At 61.8% G+C, this 25442-nt stretch carries 22 protein-coding genes; 15 read left to right on the top strand and 7 right to left on the bottom strand.

All coding sequences use genetic code 11. The features are described from left to right. The first annotated feature begins 108 nt into the window (after positions 1–108). From ssuE to AD659_RS26525, 6 genes are all read left to right on the top strand, one after another. A complete protein-coding gene (gene ssuE, locus AD659_RS26550; protein ID WP_053126379.1) occupies positions 109–702 on the top strand; it encodes an NADPH-dependent FMN reductase in 594 nt (197 codons plus the stop codon). Between the two features lie 91 nt (positions 703–793). Then, entirely contained in the window at positions 794–1759 is a 966-nt protein-coding gene (locus AD659_RS26545; RefSeq protein WP_053126377.1) for a sulfonate ABC transporter substrate-binding protein, read from the top strand. A gap of 24 nt (positions 1760–1783) precedes the next feature. Further along, positions 1784–2932 carry an FMNH2-dependent alkanesulfonate monooxygenase gene (ssuD, locus tag AD659_RS26540; RefSeq protein ID WP_018610594.1) on the top strand — a complete coding sequence of 383 codons (1149 nt, stop codon included), beginning with the start codon at positions 1784–1786 and terminating at the stop codon, positions 2930–2932. 7 nt (positions 2933–2939) lie between these two features. After that, positions 2940–3722 (top strand): aliphatic sulfonate ABC transporter permease SsuC, encoded by a 783-nt coding sequence (ssuC, locus tag AD659_RS26535; RefSeq protein WP_053126375.1) that lies wholly within the window; start codon positions 2940–2942, stop codon positions 3720–3722. Then, a complete protein-coding gene (gene ssuB, locus AD659_RS26530) occupies positions 3719–4525 on the top strand; it encodes an aliphatic sulfonates ABC transporter ATP-binding protein (protein ID WP_053126373.1) in 807 nt (268 codons plus the stop codon). Before ssuC ends, ssuB begins: the two co-directional genes overlap by 4 nt. 25 nt (positions 4526–4550) lie before the next feature. After that, entirely contained in the window at positions 4551–4766 is a 216-nt protein-coding gene (locus AD659_RS26525; protein ID WP_003177394.1) for a TOBE domain-containing protein, read from the top strand. 153 nt (positions 4767–4919) lie between these two features. Here the strand turns inward: AD659_RS26525 and AD659_RS26520 are convergent, their stop codons facing one another. Then, positions 4920–5552, bottom strand: a complete 633-nt coding sequence (locus tag AD659_RS26520; protein WP_053126371.1) for a TetR/AcrR family transcriptional regulator — start codon at positions 5550–5552, stop codon at positions 4920–4922. A 313-nt stretch (positions 5553–5865) separates the two neighbouring features. Further along, positions 5866–7242 (bottom strand): glutamine synthetase family protein, encoded by a 1377-nt coding sequence (locus AD659_RS26515; protein WP_014340747.1) that lies wholly within the window; start codon positions 7240–7242, stop codon positions 5866–5868. A gap of 278 nt (positions 7243–7520) precedes the next feature. On the opposite strand from AD659_RS26515, the gene AD659_RS26510 reads away from it, so the two are divergent. The 8 genes from AD659_RS26510 (at position 7521) to AD659_RS26475 (ending at position 16687) form a co-directional block, all read left to right on the top strand. Then, positions 7521–8297 (top strand): gamma-glutamyl-gamma-aminobutyrate hydrolase family protein, encoded by a 777-nt coding sequence (locus tag AD659_RS26510; RefSeq protein ID WP_053126369.1) that lies wholly within the window; start codon positions 7521–7523, stop codon positions 8295–8297. A gap of 40 nt (positions 8298–8337) precedes the next feature. Continuing rightward, positions 8338–9696 carry a glutamine synthetase family protein gene (locus AD659_RS26505; RefSeq protein WP_053126367.1) on the top strand — a complete coding sequence of 453 codons (1359 nt, stop codon included), beginning with the start codon at positions 8338–8340 and terminating at the stop codon, positions 9694–9696. 58 nt (positions 9697–9754) lie between these two features. Beyond that, positions 9755–11119, top strand: coding sequence for an aspartate aminotransferase family protein (locus AD659_RS26500; protein WP_053126365.1), 1365 nt, complete (start codon positions 9755–9757; stop codon positions 11117–11119). A 182-nt stretch (positions 11120–11301) separates the two neighbouring features. Further along, positions 11302–12399, top strand: a complete 1098-nt coding sequence (locus AD659_RS26495) for a polyamine ABC transporter substrate-binding protein (protein ID WP_053126363.1) — start codon at positions 11302–11304, stop codon at positions 12397–12399. Positions 12400–12585: 186 nt separating this feature from the next. After that, positions 12586–13683: a polyamine ABC transporter substrate-binding protein gene (locus AD659_RS26490; RefSeq protein WP_053126361.1), complete on the top strand. Its 1098-nt coding sequence runs from the start codon at positions 12586–12588 to the stop codon at positions 13681–13683. Positions 13684–13743: 60 nt separating this feature from the next. Continuing rightward, positions 13744–14886: an ABC transporter ATP-binding protein gene (locus tag AD659_RS26485; protein WP_030138093.1), complete on the top strand. Its 1143-nt coding sequence runs from the start codon at positions 13744–13746 to the stop codon at positions 14884–14886. Continuing rightward, complete coding sequence (locus AD659_RS26480; protein WP_053126359.1) at positions 14883–15803, top strand: ABC transporter permease subunit; 921 nt, start codon at positions 14883–14885, stop codon at positions 15801–15803. The genes AD659_RS26485 and AD659_RS26480 overlap by 4 nt, the downstream gene beginning before the upstream one ends. Beyond that, entirely contained in the window at positions 15800–16687 is an 888-nt protein-coding gene (locus AD659_RS26475) for an ABC transporter permease subunit (RefSeq protein WP_053126357.1), read from the top strand. Before AD659_RS26480 ends, AD659_RS26475 begins: the two co-directional genes overlap by 4 nt. Before the next feature lie 186 nt (positions 16688–16873). Here the strand turns inward: AD659_RS26475 and AD659_RS26470 are convergent, their stop codons facing one another. The 4 genes from AD659_RS26470 to AD659_RS26455 form a co-directional block, all read right to left on the bottom strand. Continuing rightward, complete coding sequence (locus AD659_RS26470; RefSeq protein WP_003206631.1) at positions 16874–17215, bottom strand: carboxymuconolactone decarboxylase family protein; 342 nt, start codon at positions 17213–17215, stop codon at positions 16874–16876. Positions 17216–17319: 104 nt separating this feature from the next. Further along, positions 17320–19725, bottom strand: a complete 2406-nt coding sequence (locus tag AD659_RS26465; protein ID WP_053126355.1) for a penicillin acylase family protein — start codon at positions 19723–19725, stop codon at positions 17320–17322. 356 nt (positions 19726–20081) lie between these two features. Next, the gene (locus AD659_RS26460) at positions 20082–22205 is read right to left on the bottom strand and encodes a hypothetical protein (RefSeq protein WP_053126353.1); all 2124 of its coding nucleotides are present in this window, start codon (positions 22203–22205) and stop codon (positions 20082–20084) included. 11 nt (positions 22206–22216) lie between these two features. Next, positions 22217–22705 carry a type III secretion system chaperone family protein gene (locus AD659_RS26455; RefSeq protein ID WP_053126351.1) on the bottom strand — a complete coding sequence of 163 codons (489 nt, stop codon included), beginning with the start codon at positions 22703–22705 and terminating at the stop codon, positions 22217–22219. Between the two features lie 152 nt (positions 22706–22857). Between AD659_RS26455 and AD659_RS26450 the strand changes: the two genes are divergently transcribed. Continuing rightward, positions 22858–23982 carry a transglycosylase SLT domain-containing protein gene (locus tag AD659_RS26450; RefSeq protein WP_082343617.1) on the top strand — a complete coding sequence of 375 codons (1125 nt, stop codon included), beginning with the start codon at positions 22858–22860 and terminating at the stop codon, positions 23980–23982. Between the two features lie 224 nt (positions 23983–24206). Here the strand turns inward: AD659_RS26450 and AD659_RS26445 are convergent, their stop codons facing one another. Then, the gene (locus AD659_RS26445; RefSeq protein ID WP_053126347.1) at positions 24207–25364 is read right to left on the bottom strand and encodes a serine hydrolase domain-containing protein; all 1158 of its coding nucleotides are present in this window, start codon (positions 25362–25364) and stop codon (positions 24207–24209) included. Positions 25365–25442: the final 78 nt, after the last annotated feature.

Below are 25442 nucleotides of genomic sequence, written 5' to 3'. Positions count from 1 at the left end.
CAAATGAATAAATATGATTTAAAGATATATAAATCCCCTGTTATGGTTTGCTCCATACAGCGAGATCGCCCGCCGCGAATCGCACGTGACAGTTAAGGAAGGGTAGGCATGTTGGTCGTCTCACTCGGTGGCAGTCCCAGCCAACGCTCCCGCTCCGGGGTGCTGCTGGAACGCTCGCAACGCTGGTTGCAGCAGCAAGGTGTGGAGGTGGTGAGTTATCAGGTGCGCGATTTCCCGGCCGAAGATCTGCTCCACGCCCGTTTCGATAGCCCGAAGGTGGTCGACCTGCTCCAGCAGATCGAAAACGCCGACGGCCTGGTGATCGCCACGCCGGTGTACAAGGCGTCTTTTTCCGGTGCGCTGAAGACCGTGCTGGACCTGCTGCCTGAACGGGCCCTGGCCCACAAAGTGGTGTTGCCGATGGCAACCGGCGGCAGCATCGCCCACATGCTGGCGGTGGATTACGCCCTCAAGCCGGTGTTGTCGGCGCTCAAGGCCCAGGAAATGCTCCATGGGATCTTTGCCGAAGACAACCAGATCGCGTACGGCGAAGGCAGCGGCCAGGCGCAATTGGCGCCGGCCTTGCAACAGCGCCTGGACGAGGCGCTGGAACAGTTTTACAGCGCCATGGCCCGGCGGCCCAGGCCGCTGGACCCCCGTGTATTGAACGAACGTTTGTTGAGTGCTCGCTGGAGCATTTGAACCCCGAACAACCCTGATTCAACTCACCTTACTCAGCCGCCAACGGCCCAGCAGGTGCAGCCAAAACCCCACAGCAAAAAGGAGAGGCGCCATGCGCACTGTCATTTTGCGTCGCGGGCTGGTCGCTCTGTTTGCTGCGGCTGTGTCCCTCGGCGTCATCACCCAAGCTCAAGCCGAGACCTTGCGGATCGGTTATCAGAAATACGGCACCCTGGTGCTGCTCAAGGCCAAGGGCTCGCTGGAGACACGCCTCGCCGCCCAAGGCGTGGACGTGCAATGGACCGAATTCCCCGGTGGCCCGCAGTTGCTGGAAGGCTTGAATGTCGGTTCCATCGACTTTGGCGTGACCGGTGAGACCCCGCCGGTATTTGCCCAAGCCGCAGGCGCCGACCTGCTCTACGTCGCCTACGAACCGCCGGCGCCCACCAGCGAGGCCATCCTCGTGCCCAAAGGGTCGGCCATCCAATCGGTACAAGACCTCAAGGGCAAGAAAGTCGCGCTGAACAAAGGCTCCAACGTCCACTACCTGCTGGTGCGGGCACTGGAAGATGCCGGCCTGAAGTATTCCGATATCCAGACGGTTTTCCTGCCGCCGGCCGACGCCCGTGCTGCGTTCGAACGGGGCAGTGTAGACGCCTGGGTGATCTGGGACCCGTACCAGGCGGCCGCCGAACAACAGTTGCAGGCACGCACCCTGCGTGACGGCAAAGGCATCGTCGATAACCACCAGTTCTACCTCGCCACCAAACCTTACGCGCAAAAAAATCCCCAGGTCATTACCGCCCTGGTGGAGGAAGTGCGGGCAGTGGGGGAGTGGTCCAAGGCCAACCCTGAAGACGTGACCAAGCAAGTATCGCCGCTGCTCGGCCTGCCGGTGGACATCACCCTGACGTCGGTGAAGCGCCAAGGCTACGGGGCGTTGTTCCTCACGCCGGAGGTGGTGGCGGCGCAGCAGACAATCGCCGACAGCTTCTACCAGCTCAAATTGATTCCCAAGCCCTTGAGTATCAAGGACGTGATCTGGACGCCGCCGGCGGCCGTTGCGAACGCGCAGTAATTCGATCCCTTAGGAGACCACTCCATGAGCCTCAATATTTTCTGGTTCCTGCCTACCCACGGCGACGGCCATTACCTTGGCACTGCCGAAGGCGCTCGCGCCGTCGATCACGGTTACCTGCAGCAGGTCGCCCAAGCGGCGGATCGCCTGGGTTTCGGCGGTGTGCTGATCCCCACCGGACGTTCCTGCGAGGACTCCTGGCTGGTGGCCGCTTCGTTGATTCCCGTGACCCAGCGCCTGAAATTCCTTGTCGCCCTGCGCCCCGGGATCATTTCCCCGACGGTGGCGGCGCGTCAGGCTGCGACCCTCGACCGGTTGTCCGGCGGGCGGGCGTTGTTCAACCTGGTGACCGGCGGCGACCCGGATGAGCTGGCCGGCGATGGCCTGTTCCTCGACCACGAACAACGCTACCAGGCGTCGGTGGAATTCACCCGCATCTGGCGCCGGGTGCTGGAAGGCGAGACCGTCGATTACGACGGTGAGCACATCAGCGTGAAGGGCGCCAAGCTGCTCTATCCGCCGATCCAGCAACCGCGTCCGCCGCTGTATTTCGGCGGTTCGTCGGAAGCCGCCCAGGACCTGGCGGCCGAGCAAGTGGAAATGGTGCTGACCTGGGGCGAGCCGCCCGCAGCCGTCGCGCAGAAAATCGAACAAGTACGCGCCAAGGCCGCGAAGCTTGGGCGTACCGTGCGCTTCGGCATCCGCCTGCATGTGATCGTGCGGGAAACCAACGCCGAGGCCTGGCAAGCGGCGGATCGGCTGATCTCCCACCTGGACGACGACACCATCGCCCGTGCCCAGGCTTCCCTGGCGCGTTTCGACTCGGTGGGCCAGCAACGCATGGCCGCGCTGCATGGTGGCCGTCGCGACAAGCTGGAAGTCAGCCCCAACCTCTGGGCCGGTGTCGGCCTGGTACGCGGCGGTGCCGGTACGGCGTTGGTGGGCGATGGCCCGACCGTGGCGGCGCGGGTCAAGGAGTATGCCGACCTTGGCATCGACACCTTCATCTTCTCCGGTTATCCACACCTGGAAGAGTCTTATCGCGTGGCGGAACTGTTGTTTCCACACCTGGACGTGGAGCGCCCGGAGCTGCCGAAAAGCCAGGGTTATGTGAGCCCGTTCGGTGAAATGGTCGCCAACGACATCCTGCCCAAAGCCGCGTCCCAGAGCTGAGGCGGCCATGAAAAAAATCATCCACAACCTCGCGCCCTGGGCGGTGCCGCTGCTGTTGCTGGCGGTCTGGCAACTGTCGGTGTCGGCCGGCTGGTTGTCCACGCGCATCCTCCCGGCACCGGTGGCAGTGATCGAAGCCGGGGTCAGCCTGGTGCGCAGCGGCGAGATCTGGACCCACCTGGCAATCAGCGGTTGGCGGGCAGCGGTGGGCTTCCTGATCGGCGGCGGCATCGGCCTGGCCCTGGGCTTCATCACCGGTCTGTCGAAATGGGGCGAGCGCCTGTTGGACAGCTCCGTGCAGATGGTGCGGAACGTCCCGCACCTGGCGCTGATTCCGCTGGTGATCCTGTGGTTCGGCATCGACGAGTCGGCGAAGATTTTCCTGGTGGCGCTGGGCACGTTGTTTCCCATCTATCTCAACACCTACCACGGCATCCGCAACGTCGACCCGGCGCTGGTGGAAATGTCCCGCAGCTACGGCTTGTCCGGCTTCAGCCTGTTTCGCCAGGTGATCCTGCCGGGCGCCTTGCCTTCGATCCTGGTGGGTGTGCGCTTTGCCCTGGGTTTCATGTGGCTGACGCTGATCGTGGCGGAAACCATCTCGGCCAGCTCTGGTATCGGTTACCTGGCGATGAATGCCCGGGAGTTCCTGCAAACCGATGTGGTGGTGCTGGCGATTCTCCTGTACGCCGTGCTGGGCAAATTGGCCGACCTGGCTGCCCGTGGACTTGAGCGGGTCTGGCTACGCTGGCACCCAGCCTACCAAGTGAACAAGGGAGGTGCCGCATGACCGCCCAACAACCTCCGCGCCTGCTACGTGGCATTCCACTGGCGGTGCGCAAGCTGCAAAAAACCTTCGGTACGCGCCAGGTATTGCGCGACATCGACCTGCATATCCCGGCTGGGCAATTCGTGGCCGTGGTCGGTCGCAGCGGCTGTGGCAAAAGTACCTTGCTGCGGTTGCTGGCCGGTCTCGATCAACCCACCGACGGCCAACTGCTGGCGGGCTCGGCAGCGTTGAGCGCGGCGCAGCAGGACACGCGGTTGATGTTCCAGGAGGCGCGTCTGCTGCCCTGGAAAAAAATCATCGACAACGTTGGCCTCGGGCTCAAGGGCAACTGGCGGCCTCAGGCCTTGCAGGCACTGGAAGCCGTCGGCTTGGCCGACCGCGCCCATGAGTGGCCGGCGGCGTTGTCCGGCGGCCAGAAGCAACGGGTGGCTCTGGCCCGTGCGTTGATTCATCAGCCGCGCCTGTTGCTGCTCGACGAACCCTTGGGAGCGCTGGACGCCCTGACCCGCATCGAGATGCAGCAACTGATCGAAAACCTCTGGCAGCAGCACGGTTTCACCGTGTTGCTGGTAACCCACGACGTCAGCGAGGCGGTGGCGATTGCCGACCGGGTGATCCTGATCGAAGACGGCCAGATCGGCCTCGACCTGTCCATTGATCTGCCACGCCCACGGGTTCGCGGCTCTCATCGCCTGGCGAGCCTGGAAACCGAAGTCCTCAACCGTGTGTTGTCCTTGCCCGGCCAACCGCCGGAACCCGAACCCGTTTCACCCTTGCCTACGCAATTGCGTTGGGCGCAATAACTTCATCCAGACAGGAATCGACACCATGACTATCAAAGCCATCAACGTACGCAATCAGTTCAAAGGCACCATCAAGGAAATCGTCGAAGGCGACGTGCTCTCGGAAATCGACGTGCAGACCGCCTCCGGCATCGTCACGTCGGTCATCACCACCCGCTCGGTCAAGGAGCTAGAACTGGCGATCGGCAGCGAAGTGATTGCCTTCGTCAAATCCACCGAGGTGTCTATCGCCAAATTGTGAACGATGCTTGACCCGCAGCCCCGGATGGCGTGAGCCCTTCGGGGCTTATCGTTCCCACGCTCCGCGTGGTCACGCCTCTACGGACGCTCCGCGTTCGGCTCTTGGTGACGCAGAACGTCCCTGGCTGCATTCCCACGCGGAGCGTGGGAACGATCAATAAGAGCGCTTGGGGAGGTACGGCGGCAGATACAGCCCCAGGTACGCGTCGAACACCCGCATGCCTTCTTCGGCCATGCGTGGTGTGATCTGGCCGTGTTGTTGGACCGAGCGGGCGTAGACGCGGTCGCCCAGTTCCATGGCCAGGGCGAACACATCGACATCGTCCGGCAGGGGTGGCAGGGCGAAATGGTGGTCGAAGACCTTGTGCATCAAGTCGCTCAGCTCGAGGTCGTGCTGGCGGTCGGCCTGGGTGACTTCGGTCAGGCCGTGCTGGGCCAGGATCAACTGGCGAGCGGCGGCGTCCTGGCTGTAGATGGCGAGCATGCGTTGTTCCACCAGCCGTGACAGGTCATGCCAGTGGTTCAGCGCTGCGTGGTCGATCGGTGCTTGAAGGGCGGCGCGGAAGGCCGCGTGGACGTCGGCGGTCAAGGCTTCGAGCAGGGCCGGGACGCTGGCGAAGAAGTGGTACACGGAAGAGGGCGGGATCCCGGCGCGCTCGGCGACGCTGTAGATCGACAGGCTGGCCACGCCTTCGGCGGCAAGCAGCGTACGGGCGGCATCGAGAATGGTGTCGATCCGGGCCTGGCTGCGTGCGCGGGGTTTGCGGGGTGTGGCGATGCGCGTCATGGACGTCTCCTGCGGGGCTGCCGGGCATTGTACGCAGAGCGGGCGGATGGTCCATACCTGGACTTGTGAGGAGAGCAAATCCTGTGGCGAGGGAGCTTGCTCCCGCTGGGCTTTGTAGGAGCTGGCGAAGCCTGCGATCTTTTGATCTTTCGCTCCAGACTCAATGGGTAGTGAAAGGATCGCAGCCTCGCTTCGCTCGTCAGCTCCTACAGACCCAGCGGGAGCAAGCTCCCTCGCCACAATGTTCGGCGGCAGACATAAAAAAACGCCACAGGCCATAAGGCCTGCGGCGTTTCTTTTTTACCGCAACCGCTTACACGGTATGCAGGTACCAGTTGTACTCGAGGTCGGAGATGGAGTGTTCGAACTCCTCCAGCTCGCTTTCCTTGCAGGCTACGAAGATATCGATGTATTTCGGATCGATGTACTTGGCCATGACTTCGCTGTCGTCCAGCTCGCGCAAGGCATCGCGCAAGTTGTTCGGCAGGCTCTGCTCGTTCTGCTCGTAGCTGTTGCCTTCCACCGGCGCACCGGGCTCGATCTTGTTGACCAGGCCATGGTGCACGCCGGCCAGCACGGAGGCCATCAGCAGGTACGGGTTGGCATCGGCGCCGGCGACGCGGTGTTCCAAGCGCACGGCATCGGCCGAGCCGGTCGGCACGCGCAAGGCCACGGTGCGGTTGTCCAGGCCCCAGGTCGGCGAGTTCGGCACATAGAACTGCGCGCCGAAACGACGGTAGGAGTTGACGTTCGGGCAGAGGAAAGCCATCTGCGCGGGCAGGGTCTCGAGCACACCGCCGATCGCGTGACGCAGTGCGGCGTTCTGCTCGGGATCCTCGCTGGCAAAGATATTCTTGCCGTCTTTATCCAGAATCGAAATGTGGACGTGCAACCCGTTGCCTGCCTGGCCCGGATACGGCTTGGCCATGAAGGTCGTGTCCATTTCATGGTCGTAGGCGATGTTCTTGATCAGGCGCTTGAGCAGGACCGCGTAGTCGCAGGCCTTGATCGGATCGGCCACGTGGTGCAGGTTCACTTCGAACTGCGCCGGGGCACTTTCCTTGACGATCGCGTCGGCGGGAATGCCTTGCTCCTTGGCCCCTTCCAGAATGTCCTGGAGGCAATCGACATATTCGTCGAGGTCATCGATCAGGTAGACCTGGGTCGAATGCGGGCGTTTGCCGGAAATCGGCGAGCGAGGCGGTTGTGGGCGTCCATTCACGTTCTCCTGGTCGATCAGGTAGAACTCCAGCTCGAATGCGGCGCAGATGGTCAGGCCCAGTTCATCGAACTTGGTCACGACCTGGCGCAGGACTTCACGCGGGTCGGCGAAGAAAGGTTCGCCTTCGAGTTCGTGCATGGTCATCAACAGTTGCGCGGTAGGGCGCTTCTGCCAAGGCTCGTTGCACAGGGTGTCAGGGATTGGATAACAGATCCGGTCGGCATCGCCGATGTCCAGGCCCAGGCCGGTGCTTTCCACCGTAGAGCCATTGATATCCAGAGCAAATAAGGAGGCCGGCAGGTTGATGCCTTTCTCGTAAACCTTGTGGAGGCTGGTGCGTTCTATGCGCTTGCCGCGCACCACACCATTCATATCCGCAATCAGAAGGTCAACGTACAGAACCTCAGGATGTTCCTTAAGGAACGCGTTCGCTTCGTTAAGCTGAACGGCACGCGGGGGTACCGACATGATGCAACACCTTTGTTGTTAAAAATATCAATCATTGATCTCTTCGAAAGCCAGTCAACCCGAACGGCATGCCGAAGTCAAGCAGGGCCTTTTTTGCCCTAAAAAAGCACCTGCAGGGCTTTTTTGAGGCAATTTAGGGCGTTTTTTTCCCTTTAATGGCCTTGGCGCCCGCAGGCTTGAGCGGGCCGTGTTGTATTTTTTACGGGGGTGTTGTGTAAAAAAATGAACAAGGCTAAGCTCGATTCAAACCCATAACAGCAATAATACCGGGGTGCTTCATGTCTCGCCTGCCGTTAATCGGCGTCACCACCTGCTCCAGGCAGATCGGTCTGCATGCTTATCACACCAGTGGCGATAAATATTCCCGGGCTGTCGCGACAGCCGCCAAGGGCTTGCCAGTGCTGGTTCCGTCCCTGGCGGATCTGTTCCAGCCGTCCGATATTCTGGACGCCCTGGACGGTATTCTCTTTACCGGCTCTCCTTCCAATGTAGAACCTTTTCACTACCAGGGCCCAGCCAGTGCGCCGGGCACTGCCCATGATCCTGCACGGGACGCCACCACCCTGCCGCTGATCCGCGCCGCTGTCGAAGCGGGCATCCCGGTGCTGGGCATCTGCCGGGGCTTCCAGGAGATGAACGTAGCCTTTGGCGGTAGCCTGCATCAGAAGGTTCATGAAGTCGGAACGTTCATCGATCATCGTGAAGACGAGACTCAAGCGGTGGAGGTCCAATACGGTCCTGCCCACGCCGTGCATATCCAGCCCGGCGGCGTATTGGCGGGCGTGGGGTTGCCTCAATCGATAGAGGTCAACTCGATCCACAGCCAAGGTATCGAGCGCCTGGCGCCTGGGCTGCGGGCCGAAGCGGTGGCGCCGGATGGCCTGATCGAGGCGGTTTCGGTGCCAGAAGGCAAGGCTTTTGCTTTAGGTGTGCAATGGCACCCTGAATGGGAGGTAAGCTCTAACCCGTACTACCTTGCGATTTTCCAGGCATTTGGCGATGCCTGCCGAGCAAGGGCAACACAACGCGACGCGGATGCGTCAAACAACGCCTGACGATTAATAGCAGTCAGGAAACTCACGCCTAGAGGCATTTATGAGTAACAACCTCGACCAGCTCACCGATTGGTTGAAAGACCACAAGATCACAGAAGTCGAATGCATGATTGGCGACCTGACCGGTATCACCCGGGGCAAGATCTCGCCGACCAACAAGTTCATCGCCGAGAAAGGCATGCGCCTGCCCGAGAGCGTGCTGCTCCAGACCGTGACCGGCGACTATGTCGAAGACGACATCTATTACGAACTGCTCGACCCGGCTGACATCGACATGATCTGCCGCCCGGACGAGAACGCCGTGTTCCTTGTGCCTTGGGCCATCGAGCCCACCGCCCAGGTCATCCACGACGCCTACGACAAGCAAGGCAACCCCATCGAGCTGTCGCCGCGCAACGTCCTCAAGAAAGTGCTCAAGCTCTATGCCGACAAAGGCTGGCAGCCGATCGTCGCGCCGGAAATGGAGTTCTACCTGACCAAGCGCAGCGATGACCCGGACTTTCCGCTGCAGCCGCCCATTGGCCGCTCCGGCCGCCCGGAAACCGGTCGCCAGTCTTTCTCGATCGAAGCGGCCAACGAATTCGACCCGCTGTTCGAAGACGTCTACGACTGGTGCGAATTGCAGGAACTGGACCTCGATACCCTGATCCACGAGGACGGCACGGCGCAGATGGAAATCAATTTCCGTCACGGTGATGCCCTGTCCCTGGCCGACCAGATCCTGGTGTTCAAGCGCACCATGCGCGAGGCGGCACTCAAGCACGACGTGGCCGCCACCTTCATGGCCAAGCCCATGACCGGCGAGCCGGGCAGTGCGATGCACTTGCACCAGAGCATCATCGACAAGGAAACCGGCAAGAACGTCTTCTCCAATGAAGACGGGACCATGAGCGATCTGTTCCTGCACCACATCGGTGGCCTGCAGAAGTTCATCCCCGAGCTGTTGCCGCTGTTCGCCCCCAACGTCAACTCGTTCCGCCGCTTCCTGCCGGATACTTCGGCGCCGGTGAACGTGGAGTGGGGCGAAGAGAACCGCACCGTGGGCCTGCGCGTGCCGGATGCGGGGCCGCAGAACCGTCGGGTGGAAAACCGCTTGCCGGGCGCCGACGCCAACCCGTACCTGGCGATTGCCGCCAGCCTGCTGTGTGGCTTCATCGGCATGGTCGAAGGCATCAGCCCGAGCGCGCCGGTGGTGGGCCGCGGCTACGAGCGTCGCAACCTGCGTCTGCCGCTGACCATCGAAGACGCCCTGGAACGCATGGAAAACAGCACCACCATCGAGAAATACCTGGGCAAGAAATTCATCACAGGCTACGTCGCGGTCAAGCGGGCCGAGCATGAAAACTTCAAGCGCGTCATCAGTTCGTGGGAGCGGGAATTCCTGCTCTTTGCCGTCTGAAGCGCCGGGCGGAGCTGCTTCAGGCAGCTCCGCCCTCACCGATAACAGGAGAATTCGCATGACCCGCAATAACCCGCAAACCCGTGAATGGCAGGCCCTGAGCAACGATCACCACCTGGCGCCGTTCAGCGACTTCAAGCAGCTCAAAGAGAAAGGCCCGCGCATCATCACCCACGCCAAGGGCGTCTACCTCTGGGACAGTGAAGGCAACAAGATCCTCGACGGCATGGCCGGCCTCTGGTGCGTGGCCGTCGGTTACGGCCGCGAGGAACTGGCCGATGCCGCCAGCCAACAGATGCGCGAACTGCCGTACTACAACCTGTTCTTCCAGACGGCCCACCCGCCGGTGCTGGAATTGTCCAAAGCCATCGCCGACATCGCCCCTGAAGGCATGAACCACGTGTTCTTCACCGGCTCCGGCTCCGAGGGCAACGACACCATGTTGCGGATGGTCCGCCACTATTGGGCGATCAAGGGCCAGCCGATCAAGAAAGTCATCATCAGCCGCAAGAATGGCTATCACGGTTCGACCGTGGCCGGCGCGAGCCTGGGTGGCATGACCTATATGCACGAGCAGGGCGACCTGCCGATCCCGGGCATTGTCCACATCGCCCAGCCGTACTGGTTCGGCGAAGGCGGCGACATGAGCCCCGAAGAGTTCGGCGTGTGGGCAGCCAACCAGTTGGAAGAAAAGATCCTGGAGATCGGCGTGGACAACGTCGGGGCCTTCATCGCCGAGCCGATCCAGGGCGCTGGTGGCGTGATCGTGCCGCCTGACAGCTACTGGCCGCGCATGAAGGAAATCCTCGCCAAGTACGACATCCTGTTCGTGGCTGACGAAGTGATCTGTGGCTTTGGCCGTACTGGTGAGTGGTTCGGTACCGACCATTACGGGTTGAAGCCGCACATGATGACCATCGCCAAGGGCCTGACTTCTGGCTACATCCCCATGGGCGGACTGATCGTGCGTGACGACGTGGTCGCGGTGCTCAACGAAGGCGGTGACTTCAACCACGGCTTTACCTATTCCGGTCACCCGGTGGCTGCAGCCGTGGCCCTGGAGAACATCCGCATCCTGCGCGACGAGAAGATCATCGAGCGTGTCCACAGCGAAACGGCACCCTATTTGCAGCAACGTCTGCGGGAACTGAACGATCATCCGCTGGTGGGTGAAGTGCGCGGGGTCGGTTTGCTGGGGGCGATCGAACTGGTCCAGGACAAAACCACGCGCAAGCGCTACGAAGGCAAGGGCGTGGGCATGATCTGCCGGCAGTTCTGCTTCGATAACGGGCTGATCATGCGCGCGGTGGGCGACACCATGATCATTGCGCCGCCGCTGGTGATCAGCAAGGCCGAGATCGATGAGTTGGTGACCAAGGCGCGGCAGTGCCTGGACCTGACGCTCAGTGCGTTGCAAGGCTAAGTGCTAGGCTCTGAGCGAGGTGCCTGCGAGGGCCTCGCCCAGCGTGAATAAAAGGCTGGGCTTGTGTTGAAAGCCTGGCCTGTAACTTGCCAGACTACCGACTGTTCAGGTTGCCCGCGAGCTGGCTAATGAACTGTGGCTAAGAAGAATAACTGGAGCATTTTTTCATGAAGGCATTAGGTATGAAGATAGCTGGCAAGACCCTCCTCGCCATGTCCCTGATGGGCGTGATGGCGGGCGCCGTCCAGGCGGACGACAAAGTGCTGCACGTCTATAACTGGTCCGACTACATTGCGCCGAACACCGTCGCCAAGTTCGAAAAAGAAACGGGGATCAAAGTCGTCTACGACGTGTTCGACAGCAACGAAACCCTGGAAGCCAAGTTGCTGGCCGGCAAATCCGGCTATGACGTTGTGGTGCCGTCGAACAACTTCCTGGCCAAGCAGATCAAGGCCGGCGTCTACCAGGAGCTGGACAAGTCCAAGCTGCCGAACTGGAAGAACCTGGACACCGACCTGCTCAAGGCCGTCGGCGATGCCAGCGACCAGGGCAACAAACACGCCTTCCCCTACATGTGGGGCACCATCGGCATCGGTTACAACCCCGAGAAGGTCAAGGCCGCATTGGGTGTCGACAAGATCGACTCCTGGGACACTCTGCTCAAGCCCGAGAACATCGCCAAGCTCAAGAGCTGCGGCGTGAGCTTCCTCGATTCGCCAACCGAAATGATTCCGGTGGCCCTGCATTATCTTGGCTACCCGACCGACAGCCAGGACAAGAAGCAACTGGCCGAGGCCGAAGCGCTGTTCCTCAAGTTGCGTCCATCGATCGGTTATTTCCACTCGTCCAAATACATTTCCGACCTGGCCAACGGCAACATCTGCGTCGCCGTGGGTTACTCCGGTGATATCGAGCAATCCAAGAGCCGTGCCGCCGAGGCTGGCGGCAAAGTGAAAGTGGCCTACACCATTCCGAAGGAAGGTGCCGGTTCGTTCTATGACATGGTCGCCATCCCGAAAGATGCCGAAAACGTCGAAGCCGCTTATAAGTGGATGAACTTCATCATGCAGCCGGAAATCATGGCTGAGATCACCGACAACGTGCGTTTCCCTAACGGCAACAAGGCCGCCACCCCTCTGGTGGACAAGGAAATCTCCGGTGATGCGAGCATCTATCCATCGGACGAAGTGAAGGCCAAGCTGTACGCCATCGCCGACCTGCCAGCCGCGACCCAGCGGATCCTGACCCGCAGCTGGACCAAGATCAAATCCGGTAAATAAGCCGGCTTGAAGCACCCTCCTGTTGTCGCGGCCAGTGCGGCGGCGGCAACAGGAACCCATAAATAACTAAAAGTTTTGCTGGATCGGTTTATCGAGGGTAAGTTGCGCGCCGGTTTTGTTGCAGGGCCCCAGCGTGGGCCACGTAACGGGGGCAACTTGGGCCCAACTATTTAAGAGGACCTCCACGTGCCAGTCTTTTCTTTGTTACGCAACGCCTTGCTGGTGGGCGCCGGCCTGACGCTCGCCGTCAGTGTCCAGGCTGCCTCCACCGTGCATATTTATAATTGGTCGGACTACATTGGCGAGACCACCCTGGCGGATTTCGAAAAAGCCACGGGCATCAAGCCGGTGTATGACGTGTTCGACTCCAACGAAACCCTGGAAGGCAAGTTGCTGGCCGGGCGCACCGGCTACGACGTGGTCGTGCCGTCCAACCACTTCCTCGGCAAGCAGATCAAGGCCGGGGCGTTCCAGAAGCTCGACAAGGCGCAGTTGCCCAACTACGCCAACCTCGACCCGGTGCTGCTCAAGCGCCTGGAAAAGAACGACCCGGGCAACCAGTACGCCGTGCCTTACCTGTGGGGCACCAACGGCATCGGCTATAACGTCGAGAAGATCAAGGCAGTCCTGGGCGTCGACAAGATCGATTCGTGGGCCATGCTGTTCGAGCCGGAAAACATCAAGAAGCTGTCCAGCTGCGGCGTTTCGTTCCTCGACTCGGGTGACGAAATGATCCCGGCGATGCTCAATTACCTGGGCCTGAACCCCAACAGCGAAGACCCTGAAGACTACAAGAAGGCCGAGGCCCAGCTCCTCAAGATCCGGCCCTACGTGACCTACTTCAATTCTTCCAAGTACATCTCCGACCTGGCCAATGGCGAGATCTGCGTGGCCGCCGGTTTCTCCGGTGACATTTTCCAGGCCCGCGAACGTGCCAGCGAAGCCGGCAAGGGCGTCAACATCGCCTACGTGATTCCCAAGGAAGGCGGCAACCTCTGGTTCGACATGCTGGCGATCCCCCGTGATGCCACCAACGTCAAGCAAGCCCATGCCTTCATCAACTATGTGCTCAAGCCTGAGGTCATCGCCCAGGTCAGCGACGTTGTCGGTTATGCCAACCCGAACCCCAAGGCTGGCGAACTGATGGACCAGAAAGTACGCACCGATGAAGCGGTTTATCCACCGCAAGCGGTCGTCGACAAGCTCTACGTCAACTCCGAGTTGCCGCCCAAGATCCAACGACTCATGACCCGCAGCTGGACCAAGGTCAAGTCGGGTAAATAAACGTCAACACTCTTGTTCGCCTCCTTGGGGCGAACTGCAAATTCTGTGGGAGTTTCGTAAATGGCAGTTGCCTCCGGCGCCTATAAGAAAGCCCTCGAGGGCGACCAGACACCCAAACAGGTGCTGGTCAAAATCGACCGGGTCACGAAGAAGTTCGACGAGACGATTGCCGTGGACGATGTGTCCCTGGAAATCAAGAAAGGCGAGATCTTCGCCTTGCTCGGCGGTTCGGGATCGGGCAAATCCACCTTGCTGCGCATGCTGGCCGGTTTCGAGCGGCCCACCGAGGGGCGGATTTTCCTCGATGGCGTGGACATCACCGACATGCCGCCCTATGAGCGGCCGATCAACATGATGTTCCAATCCTACGCCCTGTTCCCGCACATGACCGTGGCGCAGAACATCGCCTTCGGCCTGCAGCAGGACAAGATCCCCAAGGCCGAGATCGATGCCCGCGTGGCGGAGATGCTCAAGCTGGTGCAAATGAGCCAGTACGCCAAGCGCAAGCCGCATCAGCTGTCCGGCGGCCAGCGCCAGCGGGTAGCCCTGGCCCGTTCCCTGGCCAAGCGGCCGAAGCTGTTGCTGCTCGACGAACCCATGGGCGCGCTGGATAAAAAACTGCGCTCGCAGATGCAGCTTGAACTGGTGGAGATCATCGAGCGGGTTGGCGTGACCTGCGTCATGGTGACCCACGACCAGGAAGAGGCCATGACCATGGCCGAACGCATCGCGATCATGCACCTGGGCTGGATCGCCCAGATCGGCAGCCCGATCGACATCTACGAAACCCCGACCAGCCGGCTGGTCTGCGAATTCATCGGCAACGTCAACATCTTCGAGACCGAAGTGGTGGACGACGCCGAAGGCCACGCGGTGCTGACCTGCAAGGACCTGGACCGCAGCATCTACGTCGGCCACGGCATCAGCACCTCGGTGCAGGACAAGTCCGTGACCTACGCCATTCGCCCGGAAAAACTGTTGGTCACGTCCGAGCAGCCGACCTGCGAGCACAACTGGTCCAGCGGCAAGGTCCATGACATCGCCTACCTGGGCGGCCACTCGGTGTTCTATGTCGAATTGCCGAGCGGCAAGCTGGTGCAATCCTTCGTCGCCAACGCCGAGCGCCGTGGCCAGCGTCCGACCTGGGGCGACCAGGTGTTCGTCTGGTGGGAAGACGACAGCGGCGTGGTGCTTCGCTCATGAACATGCGCAAACTCAAACGCCGACTCGATCGAATAACGCCCGGTGGCCGCCAACTGGTCATCGGGGTGCCCTTCATCTGGCTGTTCCTGTTCTTCATGCTGCCGTTCTTCATTGTCCTGAAGATCAGCTTCGCCGAAGCCGACGTGGCCATTCCGCCGTACACCGAGATCTACAGCTACGTCGACCAGAAGTTGCAGGTGCTGCTCAACCTCGCCAACTACGTGATGCTGAGCGAGGACGAGTTGTACATCGCCGCCTACCTCGGCTCGCTGAAGATGGCCTTGATCAGCACGGTCTTGTGCCTGTTGATCGGTTATCCGATGGCCTACGGCATCGCCAATGCCCGCAAAGAGATGCAGACGGTGCTGGTGCTGTTGATCATGATGCCGACCTGGACCGCGATCCTGATCCGCGTCTACGCGTGGATGGGGATTCTCAGCAACAACGGCTTGCTCAACGGTTTTCTACTGAGCATGGGCTGGATCAGCGAGCCGCTGCAGATTCTCAACACCAACCTGGCGGTGTATATCGGAGTCGTCTATTCCTACCTGCCGTTCATGATCCTGCCGTTGTACGCCAACCTGGTGAAGCATGACGCCAGCCTGTTGGAAGCCGCGTCGGACTTGGGTTCGAGCACCTTCAACAGCTTCTGGAAAATCACCGTGCCGCTGTCCAAGAACGGCATCATCGCAGGCGCAATGCTGGTGTTCATCCCGGTGGTGGGCGAGTTCGTGATCCCGGAACTGCTGGGTGGCCCGGAAACCCTGATGATCGGCAAAGTGCTGTGGCAGGAATTCTTCAATAACCGAGACTGGCCGGTGGCGTCCGCCCTGGCGGTGGTGATGCTGGCGATCCTGATCGTGCCCATCATCCTGTTCAACCGCAGTCAGGCCAAAGAAATGGAGGGCAAGGAATGAAGCGCTTCAGTTTTTCAAGCCTGATGCTGGTGCTGGGTTTGCTGTTCATCTACGCGCCGATGCTCATTCTGGTGATCTACTCGTTCAACGCCTCGAAACTGGTGACGGTATGGGGCGGCTGGTCGGTGAAATGGTACGTCGGCCTGCTGGACAACAGCCAGTTGATGGGCTCGGTGATGCGCTCGCTGGAAATCGCCTGCTACACGGCGATTGCCGCGGTGGCGCTGGGGACGCTGGCGGCCTTCGTGTTGACCCGCATCACCCACTTCAAGGGCCGCACGCTGTTCGGTGGCCTGGTCACCGCGCCGCTGGTGATGCCGGAAGTGATCACCGGCCTGTCGCTGTTGCTGCTGTTCGTGGCCATGGCGCAGATGATCGGCTGGCCCCAGGAACGTGGCATCGTCACGATCTGGATCGCCCACACCACGTTCTGCGCAGCCTACGTAGCGGTGGTGGTCTCGGCGCGCTTGCGTGAGCTGGACCTGTCCATCGAAGAGGCGGCCATGGACCTCGGTGCGCGGCCGTGGAAGGTGTTCATCCTGATCACCATCCCGATGATCGCGCCGTCACTGGCGGCGGGGGGCATGATGTCGTTCGCGTTGTCCCTGGACGACCTGGTGCTGGCGAGCTTCGTCTCCGGCCCTGGCTCGACGACCTTGCCGATGGAAGTGTTCTCGGCGGTGCGCCTGGGGGTAAAACCGGAAATCAACGCCGTGGCGAGCCTGATCCTCCTGGCGGTGTCGCTGGTGACCTTCCTGGTCTGGTACTTCAGCCGCCGCGCCGAAGAAAATCGCAAGCGCGCGATCCAGCAAGCCATCGAAGAAAGCGCCGCCGATTCCTGGAAACAACCGGAAGTCCGCCGGGCAGAGACCGCGTTGGTCTAAATGTGGGAGCGAGCCTGCTCGCGATAGCGGTGTGACAGTCAATGAAGATGTTGGATGTCAGGCCGCCATCGCGAGCAAGCTCGGCTCCCACAGGTGTTTTCTGTCGCCTGCAAAACCGTGGTCGGGCGCAGATCCCATTGTGGGAGCGAGCTTGCTCGCGATAGCGGTCGGCAGGTTATTGGCCTTTCACTTCTTCAACGCGTCATGGGCTTCCAGCGCTCGCAGGGAGTAGATGTACGCCGCACCCGCGTTGAGGGACACCGCGGTAGCCAGGGTGGCGGCGATTTCTTCGCGGGTGGCGCCGGCCTTGATGGCGGCGTCGGTGTGTACGCCGATGCAGCCGTCACAGCGCGTGGTGATGGCGACGGCGATGGAGATCAGTTCACGGGTCTTGGCATCGAGTACATCGTTCTCAGCCGCGGCTTCGTCCAGGGCCATGTAGGCCTTGACCATCTTCGGATTGCTTTTGCCCAGGGCACCAAAGGCGCTCTTGATGGTGGGCAGCAGCTCGGACCAATTATTGAACATAGCGTTGACTCCTGTGGAAGAGGCGGGGAGGTGTGCCCCTGTAGTCTTGACCATCCATGACGATCAAGCCCGGTAAATGATGAAAAAAGACCTGCGCACCCGATTCAGGGCGCCCGGGCCGGCAACAGTTTCAAGGTGCCATGGGTATTGGCCGTCACTTCTTCCTCGGCCAGGTGCGCCTGGTGATACAGCCCCTCGATGTACGCCTCGGCTTGATCCTCGTAATGCTTGTCGAACGGCACGCCGCTCTGGCCGACCGGGTTGACGGTGACGCTGTGGCTCGGGTCGGCGAAGTCGATGATGCGCCGGGTCGACGGCCCGTAGGTCACCGGCCATGGCGCGGGGCCGATCCTGGCGGAGAGGTTGTTGGGCACTTCATGGGTGCCCGGCGCGGCGAACGGGCCGACGTTGAAGATCCGGTCCAGTGGCTTTTGCATGCCCAGCGGGTGGCCGTGGGTCAGGGTGTGGGCCTTGCCCCATTGCCATTGCGTGGCATCGTCGCCGAGGGTCGTCTTCAGGTGGGCGAGGCTCTTGTTCCAGGCCTTTTTCACGGTGTCGGCACGGGTCTCGGTGCCGAGGGTGGTGCGGTCATCCCACCACGGTGAATCCTCGGAGGCCGCCAGGCGTGGCAGGGCCGCGTCGATCACCCGGGTCGACAGGGCGGTTTCGAAGAACCCGTCGCCCAGTTCATCGTGCAGGGCCGCGTCGGCCAGGTTGAACAGGAACTGGTTGAACAGCGTGGCGCTGATGGAATCCAGGGGGTAGTCGCCCGGCCATTGGGCCAGTTGCTCCACCCATTTGCGTTCCTGCGGATCGCTGACCACCTCACGCAGCACCGGCAACAACGGCGAGAGCAGGCGAGGTCCGTAGGCAGTGGTGGTGCCCAATTGCAGTTTCTGGGTGCTTTCCAGGTCCCACTTCGCCTGCTTGTCGCTGAGCTGATGGTTGAGTTGCTGGCCACGATCGGCGAGGTTGTAATAGCCGGGGATCTCGATGCCGCTGGCCGGCACCGGCTGGAAGTTGGCCGAGACGATATAGCCCCGCGCCGGGTTCTCTTCCTGCGGGTTGCTGCTGAACGGGTAGAAACCTTCCTTTTCCGCCTCCGGGCTGCTGCCATCGAGGATGAAGCCAGGCTTCACCCCGGCCGGCCGCTTGGGCAATTGCGCGGCGGCCCACCAGCCGATGTCCCCCTTGGCGTTGGCCCATACCACGTTCAGCCCGGGGGCGTGGATCTTGGCCGAAGCGCCGCGGGCCTTGGCGAGGGTGTCGGCGCGGTTGAGTTGGTAGAAGGCGTCGAGGATCGGGTTGCGGCTTTCCAGGAACCCCCACCACATGGCGATCGGCGTCTTGCCCGCATTCGCGCCGAGGGCATCGTTGACGATCGGACCGTGGGGCGACTGGCGCAGCACCAGCGTTACCGGCGCCTGGCCCTTGACCGCGATCTGCTGCTCGCTGCGGGTCATGTCCACCCATTGGCCGCGATACCAGACCTGCTCGGGATTGTCCGGGTTGACCTTCTCTGCGATCAGGTCCAGGTCGTCGTTCTGGAACATGGTGACGCTCCAGCCGAAATCCTTGTTCATGCCCAGCGTCGCAAAGGGCATCAGCGCCTGGTAATGCCCGTAGAGCTCAAAGCCGGGGGCGGACAAGTGCGCCTCGTACCACACCGATGGCGTGGAAAAACGAATGTGCGGGTCGCCCGCCAACAACGGCTTGCCGCTGCGGGTGCGGCTGCCGGCGACCGCCCAGGCGTTGCTGCCTTCGAACTGCGGCAAGCCGTTGTCGGCCAGGGCCTGCTCGCTCAGGCGGGCCAGGGTGTTGAGGTCCTTCCAGTCGGCGGCGGCCAGGGGCAGGCCGCCCTTGCGACCTTCGGCCAGCACGCCTTGGGGCTGCCAGTCGAGGTCGAAAATATTCAGGTAGTTGGCACCCAGCACATCGCGCACGTAGGTCAGCAGGGGCTCGGTGCGAAAGGCAGCGGCGAAGCTGTAGGCCATGTAGCCGGTAATGCTCACGGTGTCTTCGACGGTGAACGGGCGCTTGGGAATGCCCAGCACATCGAACTCCACGGGCCGGGTGTGGCTGTCCTGGTAGGCGTTGATTCCGTCCAGGTACGCCTGCATGGCGACCCAGGCTGGGGATTGCGGGTCCTGCTCGGTCACGTAGGCCGCGGCGCGCTCGCGGATACGCAGGCTGCGCATCAGCTTGTCGGTGTCCAGCAGTTTCGGCCCCAGCACCTCGGCCAACTCGCCCCGGGCGAGGCGGCGCATGATTTCCATCTGGAACAGCCGATCCTGGGCATGGACGTAACCGAGGGCGCGGTACAGGTCGGTTTCGTTCTCGGCGCGGAGATGCGGCACACCGCGTTCGTCGTAGCGCACCGTCACCGAGCCATGCAGCCCTTGCAACTGCACCGTGCCCTGGCGGGTGGGCTGCTTGCTGTAGAGGTAGCCGCCCGCGACGATGATCGCGGTGACGATCAATGACAGGAAGGCGATGAGGGTGCGTTTCATGGTGAGTCCTTATTCGGGTGACAGCGGTTCCATGGTCTCGCTGTTGATTCCCTGTTTAGCATACGGCTGCTTCCCGGCGCATCGCCCGTCGGAGGGATTTTCTCCAAGTCGTCTCGCGGGCCGGAGTATAGGCGGTGGAAGGTCTCGGGCTGCGGCTGGGCTTTGGAGGCCGGCGCCGCGACTCGGAAGGCTATCGTTGATCGCCACGGCAATCACGTCTGTCGTCGTCGAAGCGCAAAGGGATGTGAGTCGGCGTGTGTCGCGAGGGCCGGCCACAGGAGGTTCCTGCGGCCGGCGTAGAGGGACGGTTTCAACCAGTGGTCGTCAAGCCAGCGAACGATGGCCCGGCGAACTCATCAGCTTGGCCGGGTAGTGGGTGCAGGTTCGTTGGACGGTCCGCCCTGGGGCCGCGCTTCGCCTCGCTCTGCCAGTTGAATGTCATCGCCAGAGGCTTTTTTGGGCCTCGTTGCCAGGCTCTGGGCCCATTCGGTACCCAGGTTAAGCCCCGCGATAGCGGTTTGCGGAACGACCTGGGTAAGGCCGCGGGTCACGTGGTAGGTGTTTTCGAGGTCGCGCCGCCAGCCTTCCGGCTGGGTGTGGGGCAGGCCGTCCCGGTTTGGGCTTGTCACGTTCTGCAGCGGTACGTTTGCTCGCTTGGTCAGGTCGTCTTTGCCGCTCAGCGCCTTGTTTTCGAGCGGTGCCGCTACACTGTTGGCGAAGAACGGAAGCAGCGTCAGGCCGGAGGAGAAGAAGGTTGTGACAATCTGCTCCATCTTTTCCCGCACTTCCGGGTTTTCACCCACCGCGGCTGCGTCCCCCACGGCTGTACGCATGGCGACCCCTTCGCCTACGCCAACAATCCGGTTGGCGTAGTCGCTGACGTTGGCCATGCTGATCGGGTTGAGCTTTCCTGTCGCTTCGGAAAACGCCTTGGGCAACAGTTCGCCCCAGTTGCGGTTTTCCTTTGTCACCCGGTAGGTGGGGATCTCCTCGTCACCGTGGGTTTGCGCATATTTCGCCACCGCCTGGCCGCCTGCCATGAAGGTGCCACCCACTGCGGAGGCCGCCGTGCGGGCGACGATGCCGCCAGCGTTTACCGAGGAGAATTGATCAATGGTATCGCGCACAGCATGGGCGGCACCGAAGGCGAGGTAGCCGGTGAAGTCACCACTCATGGTGCCAAAGTTGTTCGCATTCTGCTTGAGCTTGAAGTCGTTGCGCTTTTGCTCCTGTGTGAGGTTGAGCGCATCGCGTCCAGCGTTCTCGACCCGACGTCCGTCCTGCGTGACGACTTGCAAGGCCTTGGGATAGACCGACATCGGATCGACTTTTTCCAGGCCGGCACCGATGGTCTTGTCGACGACGACCTGGACGAATGGGCGGATGCCGTCGCTGATCACCTTGTGAGCGGCGCCAAGGACAGTCGAGGTCGCTGCGACATGTTTACCGTAGGAGGCGTCCGCCATTTTTTCATCAATCGACGCAGTGATGGCGCCAAAGTGGCCCGCAGACGCCACGCCCTGCGGGATCCCCGCGCCGGCGAACACCGCCAGGCCCGTGACAAAGCCGCTCTTGGTCTTGAGGTCGGCGACATAGTCCTGGCGTGCGACGTTCTTCAGCGCGGTATCCAACACTTCGTTTTTCTTCGTCGCCGTTGCCAGTTCGCTTGGCGTGTTCGGCTTGTCGTCATCGGTCTTGAGCAACTCGCCAAGCTCCTCCTGGACCTCGCGCAACTGGCCCAGTTGATCCCTCGCCTGGTCGCGTGCGGCCGAGGGCAGGCTCTCGTTGCTCGCCGCTTGTTGCGCATGCTCGATTCGGCTTTCCATGAAGGTATTCAAGCGTGTGGGCATTTCTTGGGTCATGGCCTGCATGACACCTTTGGCATAACCGCGGAAGGCTTTGTGGCTATCTTGCAGCAGCTTGCGATCGCCCCCTTCCGGGGTTTTATCGATGACTTCCTGGCACAACGAATGATAGGCGCCAAGGGTATTACCCATGCGGTCGCAGTGTTTGTCCCAGACCGCTTTGAAACCGCCGTCTTCTTTCCTGGCGTCCTCGTTCTTGCCCAGGTATTCGTTGAAATCCTTGACGAATGCTTCGGTTTCTTCGTGGCCCGACAGCATCGGGTGGGGCGTGCCGCCGAGGTCGGCCAAGTGCTTCTGGACGTCTTGATAGCTTGTTCCCGGCGCAAAGTCCAAGACCGTACCTTCCAGGGTCATATGCGCTCGTGCGTAGCCAATGGGGTCGCTGTCGGGGCTTATTTTTCCGAGGTTCCTGACCTGTCCCGTCAGGCGGTGCTGCCTTGTCTGGAGTGTTTGCTGGGTCTGCTCGGTCGGTTTTCCTTCGAAGTGATAAGGCACCAGGGGGTTTGTGGAAGGACGCACCTGCCCGGACAGGCTGGTTCCCACCGGCGTGATCCGATCGTCCTGCTGGTGCAACGCCGCCGAGCTGGTGCTTCGTCCTACTGATAAATCTGGCATGTCGTGCTCTCCTAGATTGACAGGGCGCTGTTGAGCCCGGTGCTACGGGGGGTGGGTGTGTGCTGGGTGGTCTTGGCGGTGTCGTTTGGGCTGGCGCCGTCGAAGAAGTAGCCATCGCGCCAGATCAGCGCCATGTCGGCGGCGCCGCCCATCAGCCCGAGCAGGCGCTCGGCCGTGAGGGTTTCCAGGGGGACGTGGCCGATCAGGATCACCTGTTCGCTGTCGCGGTTGTAAGACAGGGAAGGGCAGAACGCCCCGCTCAGCAGGTACAGGTTGGTTTCCAGCAGCCGTTGCAGAACCGCTTCCCGGTTTGCCACCGGCAATGGTCCGAAGCTGCAGTAGATAAAGACGTCTCCCTCACCCACGCCAGGGGTGTGCTTGAGGGAGAAGTCCACATCCTTGACCGACAGGTTCGCCTGTTCGTAGAACGCTGACGGTGTGGGAATCATCGTGATTGCGCAGAGCTGATCGATCAGCTTGCAATAGGTGGGTGACGCCATGAGTGACCTCGCATTGTCATCCAGGCGCCGACGAGCGCCTGCTGCCCATGGTGAGTGACACCTGCGGCATTTCGGTTCCAACCGAGCGCCGTGGAACCGCAGCCCTGTGATCTGCCACCCAATGGCGCCACCTCATTCAAGGTTGACCGTCCATGTCCCGATCACTTGCACCTTTGCCGGCTCTTCGATTCGTCCCCAAAGGGTTGTCCATGCTGGCCGTGGGGACCTTGCTGTATGGCTGCCAGCACCTCGAACCGCAATTGACCATTGGCGATCCGTCCGCCAACGAGCCTTATCGCTCGCAACTGCGCTGGCTCGAGCCGGCGCCTACGGACACGATCATCCAGATCGGCGAGTCAGCCCCGCAAAGCGGTGGCAGCCTGTGGGCGCGCATGCGCCAGGGATTTTCCTTGCAGGCCAAGACCCAGGGTGTGGCGCGCATCGATGAGCAGCGCCGCTGGCTGATGGAACGCCCGGCGTTCCTCACCCAGACCGGACGCGCCGGCAGCCGTTATTTGCATTTCATCGTCGGAGAATTGAACAAGCGCAACATGCCGCTGGAGCTGGCACTGTTGCCGGCCATCGAGAGCGGGTTCAATCCAAACGCCCAGTCGCCGGCCCAGGCCCTGGGCCTCTGGCAGTTCATTCCCGCCACGGGACGCCGCTACCAATTGCAGCAGCGAGGTGACTATGACGAGCGCCGGGACATTCCGTCATCGACGCGGGCCGCCCTGGATTATCTGTCCTACTTGCACGATTACTTCGACGGCGATTGGCTGCTGGCGCTGGCCGCCTACAACGCCGGGGAAGGGCGGGTACGCGATGCGATCACGCGCAATCGCGCCCGCGGCCTGGCGACCAACTATTGGAACCTGTCGTTGCCCGGTGAGACCCAGAACTATGTGCCGCGACTGTTGGCGCTGTCGCAACTGGTGAATGCGCCGGCAGACTATGGCGTGAGCCTGGCGCCCATTGCCGACCAGCCGTACTTCCAGATGGTCGCCTTGGCGCAGCCCGTGGACTTGGCGCACCTGGCGCGGTTGTCCGGTGTTCATGAGCGAGAGTTGCGCATGCTCAACCCTGCCGCGCGTGGCCGGGCCAGGGGACGCTTGCTGATGCCCTTGGAAGCGTCGCGCAGGTTGCAGGCCCAACCGGACATGATCGCCAAGGCGGCGCTGCCTCGCGTGGCCGGTAGCGAAGAGCAAGTGGTTGCTTCACCCGATACCGGCACGGCCGAGCCGCAGGTGGCGGAGGTGGTAGTGCCACCAGGGGTGTGAATTGATTATCCGCCATGCTGCTGTTTGATCCATGGCCAGGGATTGCTCACGCTGGGCTTGTGTAGGAGCTGCCGAAGGCTGCGATCTTTTGATCTTTTGATCTTTCGCTTGAGATTCAAGTGTCTGGGGAAAGATCGCAGCCTCGTTTCACTCGACAGCTCCTACAAGGCTTTACGGCCGAGCGGGAGTAATCGCTCGGCACGAAGCAGCATTGAGCTGATCGTCTACAGGCAGCCCATCGCGACATGGGCCAGGCCGCGTGCGCGTGGGTCCATCAAGACGTAGGAACCGATGGTGTTGCAGGCGAAGCCGAACGCCACCCCGCGTTCAGGGTCGGCAAACCCGATGGTGCCGCCGGCGCCCATGTGGCCGAACGCCTCGTCGCCCATGCCATAACTGCCGTTCGCCACGTCCGGCTGGTTGAGCATGATGCCCAGGCCGAAACGCGTGGGGGTCTGGAGGGTCGGGTCGTATTCGGCGCTGTGCTCGCGCAACATTTCGTTGAGCAGCGGCGACTCCAGCAGTTGCCCGTCGAGCAGACCGGTGTAGAACGCCGCCAGGCTGCGGGCGTTGCCGTGTCCGTTGGCTGCGGGCTGGGTCATGCGTTTCCAGCCGGCCTCGTTACTGCGCCCCAGCACCATCGGCGGGTTGGCGAAGGCCAGCGCACTCATGGCAGTTGGTTCGTTGAGTACGTCCCTCAGCACCCGACCAAAAGCCTCATCGTCGATCTCGTCTTTGGTCCGCGCCATGTAGGCGCAACGGGCGATGGTCGCGTCATCCAGGCCAAGGTGGAAGTCCAGCCCGAGCGGCACCGCCACCCGCTGGTGAATGCTGTGCGCTGGCGCCCGGCCATCCACCCGGCGTAGCAGTTCGCCGAGAATCCAGCCGAACAGCAAGGGCGAATAAGTCTGCTGTTCTCCGGCCGCGGCCCAGGGATGCTCCTCGGCGATCAGGTCCGTCATGGTGTGCCAGTCGTAGAGGGTTTCCGGGGCCAGGGGCGTGCGCAGCGCCGGTAGCCCGGCCCGGTGGCAAAGCACCTGGCGCACGGTTATCGAGGCTTTGCCGGCGTTGGCGAAGGCGGGCCAGTAGCGGCAGACCGGCGCGTCCAGGTCCAGGCGTCCTTCACCGACCAGTTGCATGATCGCCACCGCCGTGAAGGGCTTGGTGCAGGAAAACAGATTGAGCAGCGTGTCGCGCTGCCAATGGCTCTCCGGCTCCGGTCCGGCAATGCCGGCCCACAGGTCGATAACGGTCTCGCCGTCAACCTGGATGCACAGGGCAGCGCCGCGTTCGAAAGGGCTCTGCATCAGCCGGATAAAAGCGTCTTTGACCGGTTCGAAGCGAGTATCGCATTGGCCATGGATAGCAAGTGCACGCGTCATGTCAGCTCCACGCAAGGGTTGGGTTTTCCCTTGAGTGACCGTGGCCGTGCAAACGGTTCACCGGCAGGCCTGCCCCCC

The sequence above is a fragment of the Pseudomonas thivervalensis genome, from assembly GCF_001269655.1.
Lineage (GTDB): Bacteria > Pseudomonadota > Gammaproteobacteria > Pseudomonadales > Pseudomonadaceae > Aquipseudomonas > Aquipseudomonas thivervalensis.
This window is presented reverse-complemented; position numbering and strand designations above follow the sequence as displayed.

Coding starts and splice junctions, on each gene's coding strand:
- AD659_RS26485 (WP_030138093.1), top strand. CDS start 13,744: ATGGCAGTTGCCTCCGGCGCCTATAAGAAAGCCCTCGAGGGCGACCAG.
- AD659_RS26495 (WP_053126363.1), top strand. CDS start 11,302: ATGAAGATAGCTGGCAAGACCCTCCTCGCCATGTCCCTGATGGGCGTG.
- ssuD (WP_018610594.1), top strand. CDS start 1,784: ATGAGCCTCAATATTTTCTGGTTCCTGCCTACCCACGGCGACGGCCAT.
- AD659_RS26475 (WP_053126357.1), top strand. CDS start 15,800: ATGAAGCGCTTCAGTTTTTCAAGCCTGATGCTGGTGCTGGGTTTGCTG.
- AD659_RS26505 (WP_053126367.1), top strand. CDS start 8,338: ATGAGTAACAACCTCGACCAGCTCACCGATTGGTTGAAAGACCACAAG.
- AD659_RS26455 (WP_053126351.1), bottom strand. CDS start 22,705: ATGGCGTCACCCACCTATTGCAAGCTGATCGATCAGCTCTGCGCAATC.
- AD659_RS26500 (WP_053126365.1), top strand. CDS start 9,755: ATGACCCGCAATAACCCGCAAACCCGTGAATGGCAGGCCCTGAGCAAC.
- AD659_RS26470 (WP_003206631.1), bottom strand. CDS start 17,215: ATGTTCAATAATTGGTCCGAGCTGCTGCCCACCATCAAGAGCGCCTTT.
- AD659_RS26545 (WP_053126377.1), top strand. CDS start 794: ATGCGCACTGTCATTTTGCGTCGCGGGCTGGTCGCTCTGTTTGCTGCG.
- ssuE (WP_053126379.1), top strand. CDS start 109: ATGTTGGTCGTCTCACTCGGTGGCAGTCCCAGCCAACGCTCCCGCTCC.
- AD659_RS26510 (WP_053126369.1), top strand. CDS start 7,521: ATGTCTCGCCTGCCGTTAATCGGCGTCACCACCTGCTCCAGGCAGATC.
- ssuC (WP_053126375.1), top strand. CDS start 2,940: ATGAAAAAAATCATCCACAACCTCGCGCCCTGGGCGGTGCCGCTGCTG.
- AD659_RS26460 (WP_053126353.1), bottom strand. CDS start 22,205: ATGCCAGATTTATCAGTAGGACGAAGCACCAGCTCGGCGGCGTTGCAC.
- AD659_RS26515 (WP_014340747.1), bottom strand. CDS start 7,242: ATGTCGGTACCCCCGCGTGCCGTTCAGCTTAACGAAGCGAACGCGTTC.
- ssuB (WP_053126373.1), top strand. CDS start 3,719: ATGACCGCCCAACAACCTCCGCGCCTGCTACGTGGCATTCCACTGGCG.
- AD659_RS26520 (WP_053126371.1), bottom strand. CDS start 5,552: ATGACGCGCATCGCCACACCCCGCAAACCCCGCGCACGCAGCCAGGCC.
- AD659_RS26465 (WP_053126355.1), bottom strand. CDS start 19,725: ATGAAACGCACCCTCATCGCCTTCCTGTCATTGATCGTCACCGCGATC.
- AD659_RS26450 (WP_082343617.1), top strand. CDS start 22,858: ATGTCCCGATCACTTGCACCTTTGCCGGCTCTTCGATTCGTCCCCAAA.
- AD659_RS26480 (WP_053126359.1), top strand. CDS start 14,883: ATGAACATGCGCAAACTCAAACGCCGACTCGATCGAATAACGCCCGGT.
- AD659_RS26445 (WP_053126347.1), bottom strand. CDS start 25,364: ATGACGCGTGCACTTGCTATCCATGGCCAATGCGATACTCGCTTCGAA.
- AD659_RS26525 (WP_003177394.1), top strand. CDS start 4,551: ATGACTATCAAAGCCATCAACGTACGCAATCAGTTCAAAGGCACCATC.